The 13,355-nt window shown below is 74.3% G+C and carries 15 protein-coding genes and 1 riboswitch; of the genes, 7 read left to right on the top strand and 8 right to left on the bottom strand.

All coding sequences use genetic code 11. The features are described from left to right. A partial coding sequence (locus ACFV4G_RS36185) for a LysR family transcriptional regulator (RefSeq protein ID WP_380446439.1) occupies positions 1–967 on the bottom strand: 967 nt, incomplete at its 3' end. A gap of 114 nt (positions 968–1,081) precedes the next feature. On the opposite strand from ACFV4G_RS36185, the gene ACFV4G_RS36180 reads away from it, so the two are divergent. Continuing rightward, a complete protein-coding gene (locus ACFV4G_RS36180) occupies positions 1,082–1,483 on the top strand; it encodes a nuclear transport factor 2 family protein (RefSeq protein ID WP_380446438.1) in 402 nt (133 codons plus the stop codon). Between the two features lie 154 nt (positions 1,484–1,637). On the opposite strand, the gene ACFV4G_RS36175 is transcribed toward ACFV4G_RS36180, so the two are convergent. After that, on the bottom strand, positions 1,638–3,131 hold the full coding sequence (locus ACFV4G_RS36175) for an MFS transporter (RefSeq protein ID WP_380446437.1): 1,494 nt from the start codon (positions 3,129–3,131) through the stop codon (positions 1,638–1,640). A 64-nt stretch (positions 3,132–3,195) separates the two neighbouring features. On the opposite strand from ACFV4G_RS36175, the gene ACFV4G_RS36170 reads away from it, so the two are divergent. Then, positions 3,196–3,942: an ArsR/SmtB family transcription factor gene (locus ACFV4G_RS36170; protein WP_380446436.1), complete on the top strand. Its 747-nt coding sequence runs from the start codon at positions 3,196–3,198 to the stop codon at positions 3,940–3,942. Here ACFV4G_RS36170 and ACFV4G_RS36165 read toward each other — a convergent pair. Together ACFV4G_RS36165 and ACFV4G_RS36160 are read right to left on the bottom strand one after the other, a co-directional pair. Then, positions 3,930–4,487, bottom strand: a complete 558-nt coding sequence (locus ACFV4G_RS36165) for a hypothetical protein (RefSeq protein ID WP_380446435.1) — start codon at positions 4,485–4,487, stop codon at positions 3,930–3,932. The genes ACFV4G_RS36170 and ACFV4G_RS36165 overlap by 13 nt on opposite strands. Beyond that, positions 4,484–5,152 (bottom strand): hypothetical protein, encoded by a 669-nt coding sequence (locus ACFV4G_RS36160; protein ID WP_380446434.1) that lies wholly within the window; start codon positions 5,150–5,152, stop codon positions 4,484–4,486. The genes ACFV4G_RS36165 and ACFV4G_RS36160 overlap by 4 nt, the downstream gene beginning before the upstream one ends. Before the next feature lie 165 nt (positions 5,153–5,317). On the opposite strand from ACFV4G_RS36160, the gene ACFV4G_RS36155 reads away from it, so the two are divergent. The 4 genes from ACFV4G_RS36155 (at position 5,318) to ACFV4G_RS36140 (ending at position 9,881) form a co-directional block, all read left to right on the top strand. After that, entirely contained in the window at positions 5,318–5,617 is a 300-nt protein-coding gene (locus tag ACFV4G_RS36155) for a hypothetical protein (protein ID WP_380446433.1), read from the top strand. Between the two features lie 151 nt (positions 5,618–5,768). Continuing rightward, positions 5,769–7,169, top strand: a complete 1,401-nt coding sequence (locus tag ACFV4G_RS36150; protein WP_380446432.1) for an amidase family protein — start codon at positions 5,769–5,771, stop codon at positions 7,167–7,169. A 61-nt stretch (positions 7,170–7,230) separates the two neighbouring features. Beyond that, positions 7,231–8,301: an NB-ARC domain-containing protein gene (locus ACFV4G_RS36145; protein WP_380446451.1), complete on the top strand. Its 1,071-nt coding sequence runs from the start codon at positions 7,231–7,233 to the stop codon at positions 8,299–8,301. A 221-nt stretch (positions 8,302–8,522) separates the two neighbouring features. After that, a complete protein-coding gene (locus tag ACFV4G_RS36140) occupies positions 8,523–9,881 on the top strand; it encodes a serine/threonine-protein kinase (RefSeq protein ID WP_380446431.1) in 1,359 nt (452 codons plus the stop codon). 61 nt (positions 9,882–9,942) lie between these two features. Here ACFV4G_RS36140 and ACFV4G_RS36135 read toward each other — a convergent pair whose 3' ends face one another. The 4 genes from ACFV4G_RS36135 to ACFV4G_RS36120 all read right to left on the bottom strand — a co-directional run bounded on the left by ACFV4G_RS36135 (position 9,943) and on the right by ACFV4G_RS36120 (position 12,073). Beyond that, entirely contained in the window at positions 9,943–10,434 is a 492-nt protein-coding gene (locus ACFV4G_RS36135; protein ID WP_380446430.1) for a hypothetical protein, read from the bottom strand. A 26-nt stretch (positions 10,435–10,460) separates the two neighbouring features. After that, the gene (locus ACFV4G_RS36130; protein WP_380446429.1) at positions 10,461–11,135 is read right to left on the bottom strand and encodes a hypothetical protein; all 675 of its coding nucleotides are present in this window, start codon (positions 11,133–11,135) and stop codon (positions 10,461–10,463) included. Positions 11,136–11,140: 5 nt separating this feature from the next. Further along, entirely contained in the window at positions 11,141–11,557 is a 417-nt protein-coding gene (locus tag ACFV4G_RS36125) for a hypothetical protein (protein ID WP_380446428.1), read from the bottom strand. Between the two features lie 219 nt (positions 11,558–11,776). Next, positions 11,777–12,073, bottom strand: a complete 297-nt coding sequence (locus tag ACFV4G_RS36120; RefSeq protein WP_380446427.1) for a hypothetical protein — start codon at positions 12,071–12,073, stop codon at positions 11,777–11,779. Between the two features lie 113 nt (positions 12,074–12,186). After that, a riboswitch (SAM riboswitch) is annotated at positions 12,187–12,329 on the top strand. A gap of 198 nt (positions 12,330–12,527) precedes the next feature. Here ACFV4G_RS36120 and ACFV4G_RS36115 point away from each other — a divergent pair. Next, on the top strand, positions 12,528–13,241 hold the full coding sequence (locus tag ACFV4G_RS36115; RefSeq protein ID WP_380446426.1) for an IclR family transcriptional regulator: 714 nt from the start codon (positions 12,528–12,530) through the stop codon (positions 13,239–13,241). Positions 13,242–13,355 lie beyond the last annotated feature (114 nt).

The following is a 13,355-nucleotide window of genomic DNA, read 5'->3' as shown; positions in this document are numbered from 1 at the left end:
GAATCCCGGGCCAGTGGGAGCAACCCGAGTGTTGCGGCTCGACCGGGACGGGTCTCGCGGGGCCCCGGTAGGTGACGCCCGGCCGGCCGGGGCCCCCCCCCCCCCCCCCGGCGAGGACGCGGAACGTGCGCGCGTCCGGCGGCAGCGGGCGGCCGCGCCGCCACGTGAGGCCGACGGAGCGGTAGGCATCGGCGGCGGTGAGCGGGACCGCTTCGACCCCCGGGTGGCCGGTCGCGGCCCGGGCCGGGACGAGGGCCGTCCCCTGACCGGCGGCGACCAGGTCCAGGATCCCGGCGACGGTGTCCGCCTCCGCCGCGACGGGCGCCGTCAATCCGGACCGGTGGAAGACGGCGCAGGTGACCTCGCGCAGCCCGATGTCCTGGCGCATGATCACGAAGCGCCCGTCGGTCAGCTCGGACAGGCCCACCCCGGTGCGTCCGGCCAGCGGGTGCCCGGGCGGGACGGCGAGCACCAGCCGCTCCTCGGCGAGCGGCAGCCAGCCGTACCCGGGCAGGGACGGCTGCGGACTCGTGACCGCGAGGTCGACCGCGCCGCCGGCCAGCAGGTCGAGCACGCCGGCCGCCGAGCCCTCGCGCACGTCGACGGCGTGGCCGGGCGCGTGCTTCCGGTAGGCCGTGAGGAGCTCCGGCAGCAGCCAGGCGCCCAACGAGTGCGCACAGGCCAGGCGCAGCGGTTCGGCCGGCGCCGGGAGCAGCGCCGAGATCCGGTCCTGTGCCGACTCCAGCTCGTCGAGCGCGCGCTGGGCGTGCCGCCGGTACACCCGGCCCGCCTGGTTGAGCCGCAGCCGGTTGCGGTCGCGGTCGAACAGGGGCGTGCCGAGGCGCCGTTCGAGCCGGACGATCGCGCGGGAGAGCGTCGGCTGGGTGGTGCCGACGAGCGCGGCCGCATCGGTGACGTGCTCGGTCTCGGCGACGGCCAGGAACCAGCGCAGCTCTTCCGCGATCATCCGGCCATTATGCGCGCGGCGCATGGTCCGTCGTCGCGGACGGCATTTCCGTTCCCCGCGGCCCTCGGCGAGGCTCGCCACCAACAGCCCGCCCCGCGACGGAGGTTCACCACCATGTCCGACCCGACCGCCCTCGGCGCCGACCAGCGCCTCGCCCTCGCCGACCGCTTCCGCCTCGGCCTCACCACGGCCGACTGGGACCTGATCCGCTCGCTGCTCACCGGCGACGTCGTGTGGACGCTGCCCGGCGACAACACCGTCTCCGGCACCGTCCGCGGCGCCGCCGCCGTGATCGAGCGGATCCGGCTGATCGCCTCGTACGGCGTGCACTTCGACTTCCGGCACACCCTGCTCAGCCGCGACAACCTCGCCCTGTCCCTGCACAACACCGCCGAGCGCGACGGGCGAGTGCTCGACGAGCACCTGGCCACGGTGTGCTTCCTGCGCGGGGAGCGGATCGGCGCGATCGAGACCTACGTCTCGGACGTGCCGGGCATGAACGCGTTCTTCGTCTGACGGCGCTCTTCGCGACTCCGCACGTCGCCTGGGCAGGACACACGTCGTGGCGGCCCGGCTCCCGTCGATACGCCGGAGCGTCGCGGCACCTGCGGCTGCGCGTGCCCGTCCCGGACGGCCTCGACCGCCCTGCCCGCCGCCGTGGCGGCCGCCTTCAAAGCGTGCGCGAGTGGCCGCGGCGCCCTGAAGGAGCAGTACGACCAGGTGAACCGGCGCTGGACGGACAACTCGGCTGTGCTGCACTGGTTCTGAGCCCGCGGCCCGCTCGGGCCGTCGGCCGCCAGGCGGCCGCCCACACGGCCGCCGCGGCGACGGAGACGGCGGCGATCACGTAGAGGACGGCGTGCAGGCCGCCGGTGAAGGGGCGGGCGGTCGTGATCAGGCTGCCGAAGGCGGCGACGCCGAGGGCGGATCCGGTTTGGCGGGCGGTGTTGAGTGCGGCCGCGGCGATGCCCGTGCGGGCCTTGTCGACGGTGCTGAGGGCGGGGGCGGTGGCGGCCGGGGAGATGAAGCCGCCGGCCAGCCCGATCGCCACCATCGGTGCCGCCGCGTGCCAGTAGGGCGAGGTGGGGGAGGCAGCGAGCAGGGTCAGTGCCCCGGCCGCGTAGGCACCGAAGGCCGCGCACATGGACCAGCGCGGGCCGAGCAGCCGCGCCACCCGGGCGGAGCCGAAGCCTCCGACCGCGACGGTCGCGGTGAGCGGCAGCAGCGCCAGCCCGGCCCGGAGGGGCGAATAGCCGCGCACCTGCTGGAAGTAGAGGCCGCAGACGAACAGCAGGCCGTAGAAGACCAGCGCCGAGGCCGCGGAGACGACGGCCGAGCCCGCGAAGACGCGGCTGCGGAACAGCGACAGCGGGAGCATCGGGTGCGGGCTGCGGACCTCCGCGACGACGAACGCCACGGCTGCTGCGGCGGACACCGCCAGGACGGCCAGGACCGCCACCGCGCTCCAGTCCCGGCCCTGGATGAGGGCGGCGATCGGCAGACCGAGCGCGACGGCGGCGGCCACCTGCCCGGCCACGTCCAGGCGTTGTGGCACGGGCTCTACGGCCCTCCCCGTGACGCTCCGCGCCAGCCACACCCCGGCGAGGCCGATCGGCAGGTTGACGAAGAAGACGCTGCGCCAGCCGAGCCAGGAGATCAGGCCGCCGCCGACCAGCGGCCCCGCGGCCATCGCGACGGCGCCGAGCGACATCCAGACCCCGATCGCCCGGGCCCGCGGTCCGGGCTCCGGATGGGCCTGGTCGATCAGCTTGAGCGCGGCCGGGACGAGGACGGCCGCGCCCGCGCCCTGCACCGCCCGCCCGGCGGCCAGTGCGGGGAAGCCGCCTGCCAGGCCGCAGCCGGCGGACGCGGCGGTGAACAGCAACAGGCCCGCCACGTAGGCCTGTTGGGCACCCCAACGGTCTGCGAGAGTGCCGCCGGTCAGGAGCAGGGCGGCGAAGGCGAGCGTGTAGGCGTTCACCACCCACTGCAACCCGTCGACGCCGACGCCGAGACTGCCGGAGACGCCCGGCAGCGCGACGTTCACGATCGACGCGTCCAGCAGGACGACGACGTAGGCGGCTCCGGTCGCGGCGAGCACGCGTCGCCGTACGCGGACGGGCGTCGGGGGAGCGAGCGGCACGGCCAGGACTCTCCGATTCATGCCCCGACGATCGCAGCGAACCGCTTCCACGCCCGTGGAAGCGTGCCGGGGGCACAATGACCGCATGACCTCCCCCGCGCGCACCGGCGAACCCGACATCGCCCGCGTGGCGGGCCTGTTCGCCAACGGCACCCGCGCCCGCATCCTGATGGCGCTCGCCGGCGGCCGCAGCCTGCCCGCGGGCGCGCTGGCGGAGCACGCGGGCGTCACGGCCCAGGCCGCCAGCGCCCAGCTCAACCGGCTCACCGCGGCCGGGCTGATCACCGTCCGCCAGGCGGGGCGCCACCGCTACTACGAGCTCGCCGACCGCCGGATCGCCGAACTCATGGAGGGCCTGGCCGCCCTCGCCCCGGCCCAGCCCGTGGCCCGCACGCTCCGCGCCGGCAACCGCGCCGAGGCGCTGCGGCGGGCACGCGTGTGCTTCGACCACGCCGCCGGGCGGTTCGGCGTCGCCGTCACCGAGGCACTGCTGGACAGCGGCGCACTCGTCCCCGCAGGCGGGCCGCAGGACGGGCCCGCGGACGCGGAACACCCGTACCGGCTCGGCCCGGCCGCCGTACCGGTGCTGACCGGCCTCGGCGTGCCGGAGAGCCACCTCGCCGACGACCGGCGCCGTCCGCTGCTGCGCTTCTGCGTGGACTGGACCGAGCAGCGGCACCACCTGGCCGGCCGCCTCGGCGCCGACCTCCTGGACGCCTTCACCACCGCCGGCTGGATCACCCTGGCCGCCAACACCCGCGCCCTGCGCCTGACCCCGGCCGGGGAGGAGGCGCTGGCGAGCCGGCTGTTCGACGGCCGTCAGCCGCGTTGAGCGTGCCCGAGGTCTGCGATCCCCATGGCCCAGGCGCAGAAGGCGGCTCGTTCGGCGGGTGGGATGCGCAGGTGTCCGGGAGTCCGGTCGGCGGTGGCGGCGTCCAGGAGGTCGGCGAGGCCGAGGTGGTACCAGTCCTGGTGGAGGCCGTTGTAGGCGTGCATGAGCGGGGCGACCTCGTGCCTGATGCCGGCCACCTCGCCCTCGCCCAGGCCGACCAGGCTCAGACGTGCCTGAGTGGCCGCCCGGGCCCCGGGGGTGAACCCCGTATCGAGGAAGTACTCGAGGAGGTCGCCCCAGACGTCGGGCCTGACACGTAGGGGAACCCCGTTGGCGGCGCAGAAGCGCTCCAACTCCCCACGCTGCACGGCCGAGACGAAGACCGTGTCCCCGGAGAGCGTCCGGATCTCCGGCGGGACGGCCGTCGGATCGGCGTCCCGCAAGGCCGTCGCGGGGATGACACCCCCGGGAGCGGTGCCGGCAGGCGCGAAAGCGGACTCCTGGAGCCGGACGTGGTCACCGGCGAGAACGACGTAGAGGCTCACGCTTCCCATCCTGGCCCATGGGAGGGCGACGGAGCGTCGGTCCAGGACTGCGAACTCTGCACCACCGACGCCGACGGGCCGCCCGCCCGCCACTGATCGAACCCGGCCACCGTGCGCACCCCGTCGTCCAGCACCGACCGGTAGACGTCCCAGCTGCGCACGCTCCGGCCGTACTCGGGGCTCTCCGCCCACGCGTGCTTGATCAGCAGGATCGCCTCCCGGGCCTCGGCGGTGAGCCGCTGCGGCAGCGTCCGCAGGTGCGCCAGGTCCGGCTGGCGCTCGGGCTCGTCGACGAACCAGATGTCCAGGGACCACTTGTGGCCCCGCGGCGACCGGTAGTCCAGTCCGAGGTACAGCCCGTCCGGGTAGCCGGGATCGGTGTTCCAGGCGCCGGTGTCATTGCGGAACCGCACCTGCCGCACCCGCTCGTGCATCGCCAGCCGCGCCCCGATCCCGGCCACCGCCTCGTGCACACCCGCGTCGAGCCGGGGGCACACCACCGTGACGTCCAGGTCCCGGCGCACCATCAGCCCCAGCGCCGCACTCCCCACCCGCACCGGATCCCCGAGCCGCCCGAGCAGCTCGTCCAGCCCCAGATCCTTGTTCACCTCGTCCGCCTCGACCTGGAGTTCGTCCTGCTGCTGCACCAGTTGATTCGGCTCCATCTCTCCATCATCCCAATCCTTCGGCCGAGTTGGGTCAGCGCTCCCCGCATGCACCGGTGCGCGCCGTGGTACGGCTTACGGAGTGACGGGTGCAGGTGGTGGGCCGGCCGCTGCCGCGTCCGACCGGCTGCTACGTCGATGACGACCAACGAGGAAGTGAACCCGATGCCAGCCCAGGGGCCGTTCAGCTACTGGAGCGAAGCCGCCCGCCGGGCCGTTGCGCTGACCGCTCGGCGCACCGACGACGTCGAACAGGCCTGCCGCGCGCTCGTCGCCGTCGCCGAACAGGCCGGTGGGACGCGGGAAGGAGCGGAACGCTACTGCCGGGCCGTGCGGGACTGGATCGCCGGCTCGCACCAGTGGCACCAGGCCAACCGCCGCTTCCTCGACGTCGACCGCGACACGCCGCCCGGAGTCCGTACCGACCGGGTGGACGAGCTCCTCACCCCGCCGCACGGCGCATGAGCGCGGACCAAGCGGTGCCGTGGCTCGCGCCGGGCGGGAGTGGGCACGGCCTCCCGTGGAGCGTGCTGAGCCACCGGGTGGTCACGGCATGACCACGGCCTGAGCGGGTAGCACGGCCTTCGACACGTGCGAGCACGAAGGAGACGACCCCATGGCCGAACCGGGAGCCGCGGGCCGGCGCCGCGCGCACGAGGTCGTGTCCGCCGCGCTCGGCCGGGCCGCCGCCGTCGGGCACCTCAACGCGTTCGTCACCCTGGACGCCGGGAAGGCGCTCGCGGAGGCGGCCCGCCATGACGCGCACGGGAGCCGGGAGCCCTGGTGCCTGGTCGTCAAGGACAACATCCACGTCGCCGGCCTGCCCAACACCGCGGGTACACCCGCGCTCGCCGGCTTCGTCCCCGGAGCCGACGCGCCCGTCGTCGCGGCGCTGCGTGCCGCGGGGGCGATCGTCCTGGGCAAGACGAACATGCACGAGCTCTCCCTGGGGGCCACCTCGTGCAACCACACCTTCGGCGCCGTCGGCAACGCCACCGACCCGGCCCTGTTCGCGGGCGGCAGCAGCGGCGGGACGGCGGCCGCGGTGGCCGCGGGGGTCGCCGAGGCCGGGCTCGGCACGGACACCGGCGGTTCCGTCACCATCCCGGCGGCGCTCAACGGCATCTACGGCCTGCGCCCCAGTGCCGGGCGCTACCCCTCGGCGGGTGTCACGCCGCTGTCCACCACCCGGGACACCCCCGGGCTGCTGGCCCGCAGCCTGGACCGGCTCATCGCGCTGGACACCCTCGTCACCGGGGAGAGCGGAATCCCGCGGGACCCGGGCCGCCCGCTCCGGTTCGGCCTGCCGCGGCACGTGTTCACCGAGGACCTGGAGGGCCCGGTCCGCAGCGCCTGGGAGGCGGCCGTCGACCGCCTGACGGCGGCGGGGGTGGAGTGGGTCCCGGTGGACACGGCACACCTGGTCGCGTACGACTCCCGGGTCGGGTTCCCGCTCGTCTTCGGCGAGTTCGGCGCCGCGCTCGGCCGCTACCTCGACGGGCACCGCACCGGGCTCACACCCGCCGACGTGCTCGACGCGGTCGCCGACCCGGTCATCGCGGAGACGCTCAAGGCCACCGCACTGCCCACCGCCCCCGGGTACCCGGGCCCCGCCGTCCTGCGCGGCGCGCTTGCGGAGCGGCAGGCGATGCAGGCCGCGTACGACGAACTCGTCACCGCCCACGGCCTGGACGCGCTCCTGAGCCCGACCGTACCGGTGTGCGCCCGGCCGCTGCACCGGTACGAGGAGTCCCTGCCCCTCAACGGCCGTGACGTGCCGACGTTCCCCACCCTGATCCGCAACACCTCGCCGGCGGCCACTGCGGGCCTGCCCTCACTGACGGTCCCGCTCCCGGTCACCGGCTCCGCCCCCGTCGGCGTCCAGCTCATCGGGCGGCGGACGGCCGACCGGGACCTGCTCGCGGTGGCGGCGCGGATCGACGGTCTCCTGCGGCCCGAGGCGGCGGACCCGGCGACCGGGCACGATCCGACCGGTCGCCACGGGGAGGCCCGATGAAGGCCAACTCAGGTCCCACCCGCTCCCGGATGTCGGACCGGGCGCCTACACTCGCCCCGTGATGCGGGAGGAGCGGACGGGCGCGCCGGATCCGGCCGGCGCCGCCGATCTGGCCGAGTTCATCCGGGCGTTGGAACGGCTGCGGCTCTGGGCGGGCGGGCCGTCCCTCCGGACGCTGGCCAAGCGGGTCGGGCCGCTGCTGCGCCCGCCGCAGCCCGTCTCCCACAGCACCGTCGCCGACGTCTTCAAGCCGGACCGCCGCCGGCTCGACCAGGACCTCGTCCTGGCCGTCGTCCGGGCACTCGGCGCGGGGGAGGCCGACGCGGCCCGCTGGCGGGCGGCCTGCACGCGGGTGCACTCCGACGCGCGGGCCGGCGGACCGGTCGGCGTCCTGCGGCAACTGCCCGCCGATCTCGCCACGTTCACCGGTCGCGAGTGCGAACTAGCGTCGCTCGTACGTCACTTCGGCAGAGCGGCAGCCGTGGTATCGACGATCGAGGGCCCGGCCGGGATCGGGAAGACCCAACTCGCCCTGCACGCCGCACACCGCCTCGTCCGCGACGGCCGGTGCGCCGACGTCCAGCTGTACGTCAACCTGCGCGGCAGCGACCCCGAGCACCCACCGGCCGATCCGGCCGCCGTACTCGGCATGTTCCTGCGGCAGTTGGAGGTCCCCGCGAAGCACGTCCCGACCGGACCGGCCGAGCGCGCCGCCCTGTTCCGCGAGCGGATGCACGGCAAGCGGGCGGTCGTCGTGCTGGACGACGCCGCCACCACCGCCCAGGTCCGCGAGCTCCTGCCGGCCTCCCCGACGTGCCTGGTGCTGATCACCGGCCAGCACACCATGACCGGCCTGGAGGGCGCCGAACCGCACCGACTGGGCGCCTTCACCGAGGAGGAGGCGCTGCTGCTCCTGACCAGAGTGGTGGGCGCCGGCCGGGTCGCCGCCGAGCCCGAGGCCGCCGGGCGGATCCTCCGAGCCTGCGGGTACACCCCTGGAGCGGTGTCGGCCGTCGCGTCCCGCCTGCGGTCGAGACCGGCCTGGCACCTCGCCGACCTGGAACGCCGCCTGTGCCGCCCTTCGACCGGAGACCACCCGCCACGTGTCCACTGGACCGTCGGCACGCCATAGGCAGGAAGGCCCCTCCCGCCGCAGGGCGGATCCGCCGGAGGCCGCCCACCCCCTCCGGTGTCGATCACTCGCCCCCAAGTGGTCGATCTTCGGCCGTTCGCCCGCGCCAATCCGGCGTGTACGGCATGATGCAGGGCCAAGGGCCGGTAGCCGGGGAGCACGGGCGAGTCGGCGGAGGGTCGGACGGTCCTCGACGGCGAGGCGGACGAAGCGGGCGGGGCATGATGATGCGGGACCAGCTCCTGGGGGGCCGCTACCGGCTGGTGCGGCAGCTCGGCGAGGGCGGCATGGGGCAGGTGTGGGAGGCGCTGGACGAGACGCTGGGCCGCAGCGTCGCGGTCAAGGTGATCTCCCTGCTCGCGGGTGACGGAAGCCGCGGGGACGAGGCCCGCGCCCGATTCCTGCGCGAGGCACGCATCACCGCCCGACTGCAGGACCCGAACATCGTGACCATCCACGACCTCGGTGAGACCGGCGAGGGGAGCGAACGGGCCCCGTTCCTGGTGATGGAGCTGGTGCGGGGCGAGGGCCTGGACACGATGCTGCGCCGAGGCGCCGTCGCCCTCGCCGACGCGGCCCGATGGGGCGCGCTGATCTCGGACGCGCTCGCCGCGGCGCACGCGGCCGGAGTCACGCACCGGGACATCAAGCCGTCCAACGTCCTCATCACGCCGTCGGGCACGGTGAAGGTCCTCGACTTCGGCATCGCGAGGGCGGCCGACCCCTACGCGACCGGGGACCGGCTCACCCAGACCGGGTTCATCGTGGGCACACCCCCCTACATGGCGCCCGAGCAGGCACGCGGCTACCCGGAACCGCGCAGCGACCTGTACGCCCTCGGCTGCCTCCTCTTCGAGATGATCACCGGCCGCCTCCCCTTCCAGGCCCCCGACGCCGTGGGACACCTCACGGCACATCTCACCCAGGAGCCGGCCGCACCCAGCTCGGTGTCCACGGGGGTTCCCTCGGCGTGGGACGACCTCGTGCTGAGGCTGCTGGAGAAGGACCCCGACCGGCGGTACGCGAGTGCCACCGAGCTCTCCCTGGCGCTACGGCACGTCGACGACACCTCCGATCCTGCCGGAAGCCCCGCACCCTCGGGAGGACGGACCGACCGACGCCCCTCCACGGCAGCGACGGCCCCGCTCCCGCCTCCGGCCCCCACCCGCAGAGAGAGCAGCCCCCGTCCACGGCCGGACACCGGATCGACGCAGGCGCTGGACCGCTATGACGTCGCGGCGTGGTCGATCATCCTGGGGCAGGCAGTCCTCTCGGTGTGCCTCTGGGTGTTCTTGCTCTTCACGGCCTTCAGGATGGGAATCGGGCTTTCGTCCGTTCTGATCACCTGGATTTACACGGCAGTACTCAAAGCGCGCTCCACCGGTCTGACGCGTGTGACGGGGCGCGTGGCCGCGACAGGCGTCATCGGACAGATCGCAGTGTTCGTGAGCCAGACCTGGGGCCGCCACTTGGCCCTCTCGGAGACGTGGCCCTACTTCACCGTGTTCGTCCTGACCATCGCGGCGTACTGCTACCGCGACATCAAGACCCGACGGGCGGCCCGCGCGATCGCGGCCTGACCCGGGTGTGCGCAAAGGCCGGGGAGTCGAGGACTCCCCGGCCTGCCTGCGAGAGGACCGCCTATGCGGGCGGGGTGCGGAAGATCTTGGTGAAGCTGTCCAGGGTCCCCCCGTTGGCGGTGAAGCCGAGGTAGGCGGCGCCGGTGGCGGCGAGGCCGAGGAGGACACCGAGGTAGGTGCCGACGTCGGCGCCGGCGTCGATGAAGGCGGACTGGCCGACGGGGATCGACGGGTAGGTGAGCCAGCGCAGCAGGACGATCACGGTGGCGATCAGCGCGAGCACGAGATTGGTGGCGTGGCCCTGGCGGGCGGGCAGGCCGCGGCCGATGGCGGGGAGGGCGGCCATGATGCCGACGGCCACGAGGGCGACCATCGGGATCCAGGCGCCGGCGCCCACGTCCCAGGCGTTGCCGCTCGCCGCGTACTGGGTGAGGAGGCCCGTGGCGCCCGACTTCTCGGAGACGGTGTACCACGGGAGGAAGCTGTCGATGAACGCGATCACGCCGATGGCGGCGAGCGCTCCGGACTGGACGCTGATCTTGACGGGCTGCACGGGTCCGAACCCTTCTCTGGTGGTGTTCAGTTGACGCTCTGCGGTCCTTGCCCGGGCACCACTTCGCACGGGCTCTGGTTGCCGTCGGTGAAGGAATCGGGCCCGACGAACCAGCTGCACCACGTGTAGGCCTCGGGCAGGATGAAGGTCTTCGTCTCGCCGCCGCCGGTGCTTCCGCCGCAGGCGCCGGTCCGCACGGTGCCCGTCGTCCACTTCATGACGACCCCGTACAGGGCGTAGGCGGTGGTGCCGGGCGGCACCTGGATGGCGACCTTGGTGTTGGTGGACTTGGACGAGGTGCGGGAGACGGACGAGTCGGTCCGGTGCTCGTAGTCGAAGACGGCGTTCGCCTGCCCCTCGGCCGCGGGGACGAAGGCCGAGGCGCCGGTGACGAGCGCGGTGCCCGCCACGGCGACGTGGGCCTTGACCGTCGTGCTCTCCGACTCCTGGATGGAGAGGGTCTGTTCGCGGGTGGTGCTCACCGACCAGGTCTCCGTCGAGCCGGTCTGGTTCTGCGACATCTGGGCGTCGACGACCTCCAGCGCCGTGCCGCCGTCCTTGACGTTGGTGTAGACGTAGGAGGTGTCGCACTTCGGCGGAGGGGCGGCCGCATGGCCGGAGCTGCCGCAGCCGACGAGGGGGGTGAGGAGCGCGACGGTCACGAGGAGCGGCGCCGCGCCGCGCACCGGTCGGATCGTCATGGTCCTCACCCGACCTTCAGGGAGAGGGACTTGACCACCACGCCGTTGTAGAGCGCCTGGACCTGGACGCTCCCCGCGATGGCGAGGTCGATCCGCTTGGTGTAGACGTGCCGGCCCTGGGCGACCGTGACCGGCAGGCTGCGTGCCTCGGGTTCGGACTGCCCGCCGCGGACCAGGTCGAGTTGTACCGTCCCGCCCGCGCCGCCCGCGTCGGTGATGAAGGCCACGTAGGCGGTCTGGCCGACCGGGAACGTGGTCGAGGCCCCGGTGATCCGCTGCTGCCCGGTGTCGAACCCGGTGCCGGTCACGAGGTCCTGCACGCCGTCGTGGGCCTGGCTCGTGCCGGAGGAGCAGGCCGCGGCTGCGCACAGCGCCACGGCGACCACCCCCGACCGCACGACCGGACCCTGGCGACCGTTCATGTGCTCGCCCTCCGCTCGGGGACGGTCGAGAAGGGGACCGTCGGTAAAACGGTAGAGCTCCGGTCGCGGCTCGGTGAGGGATATGCGAAGTCGTGGCACTGCCGCTTCGAAACCGTGACAGATGTCCGGATCCGCGACGCGAGCGCCCCGATTCGGAACGGAGGTTTCGGTGATCTTCCTTGAGCGGAACAGGATGTGACGAATGGTCAGGCCGACGCCCTACGGGGCGGCCGTGCCACCCTCGCCCAGGACGGGCGCCACCAGCCGGCCGAGTTCGGCGGCCTGCGGGGCGGGGGCGTGGGCGGCCAGGGCCTCGGCGATGGACGCGGCCCACTGCGCGCGGGTGATCCGCCCGAGCAGCAGCGGGAGGTCGCGCTCGGGGGCGAACGCGATCTCCGTCGTCGTGCCCGGGGCGAGGCCGGCGGCCCGTTCGAGCCGCGTCACCTCGTCGCCGTCGTAGAAGCGGATGACGCCGTCCAGGTCGCAGAGCAGGGCGTCGAACGCGAGGTCGGTCATGGCCGGTGATCATGCCAGAGCCCCGCCGACCGGGCCCGGCGGGAGCCGTGCTCCCACGAAGGAGGAGGGGGGAGTTTGGCGGGCGGGGCGGGGAGTCTTGTATCGTTCCTCGCGAATCATCCAGAGGGGTGGAGGGACCGGCCCTACGAAGCCCCGGCAACTCCCCGTTCGACCCGGCGTCCGAAGTACGCGCCGTGCCGTCCGGGATCAGTGCCAACTCCGGCCTGTCGCCAACGTGGCGCGGGAAAGATGAGGAGACACGGTGCTCTCTGTGCTGTCCTTCGCCCGGGCGCTTCCCGCCCCGGCCCTTCCGCGTACCCGTCTCGTGCCCGGCGCAGGCATCCGGCCGACTTCTCCGGCCCGTTCTCGCTGACCACCCCCGCGCTCCCCGCGGGGAGCCCCCGCGTGCCGAACCCACCCGTCGGCCGCGGATTCGAGACTGGAGTACCCATCCATGGAGCTCACGAGCGGCGTCGGCGTGCTCGACAAGGCCACCGCGATCCTCGCCACCCTGGAGTCCGGCCCCATCACCCTGGCCGGACTCGCCGCCGCCACCGGCCTGGCACGCCCCACCGCCCACCGGCTGGCCGTCGCGCTGGAACACCACCGGCTGGTGACCAGGGACCTGCAGGGCCGGTTCGTCCTCGGCCCCCGGCTCGCCGAGCTGTCGGCGGCGGCGGGGGAGGACCGGCTGCTGGCCGCCGCCGGGTCGGTGCTCGTGCACCTGCGCGACGTCACCGGCGAGAGCGCCCAGCTGTACCGCCGTCAGGGCGAGGTCCGGATCTGCGTGGCCGTCGCGGAGCGGCTCTCCGGTCTGCGCGACACGGTGCCGGTGGGGGTCACGCTCCCCATGAAGGTCGGCGCCGCCGCCCAGATCCTGCTCGCCTGGGAGGAGCCGGAGCGCCTCCACCGGGGGCTCCAGGGGGCGCGCTTCACGGCCACGGCCCTCAGCGGCGTACGGCGGCGGGGCTGGGCGCAGTCCATCGGCGAGCGCGAGCTCGGGGTCGCGTCCGTGTCGGCGCCGGTGCGCGGGCCGTCCAACCGGGTGGTGGCCGCGGTCACCGTCTCCGGCCCGATCGAACGGCTCACCCGGCACCCGGGCGCGCGCCTGTCCCAGGCCGTCATCGAGGCGGCGAACCACCTCACCGAGGCGCTGCGCCACCCGTGACCGGCCCGGCCCCGGGGCGCCGGGGGCGGGGGAAGGCCCCGGGGCGCGGCCCGGGGGGGGGGGCGAGCGCCCGGGCGCCGGGGGGGGTGGGGCCGGGCGGGGAGGGGGGGGTTT

Origin of the sequence: Kitasatospora sp. NPDC059747 (genome assembly GCF_042732955.1) — a bacterium.
Classification (GTDB): domain Bacteria; phylum Actinomycetota; class Actinomycetes; order Streptomycetales; family Streptomycetaceae; genus Kitasatospora.
The sequence above is the reverse complement of the archived record's forward strand: the minus strand, read 5'-3'. Positions and strand labels throughout refer to the sequence as shown.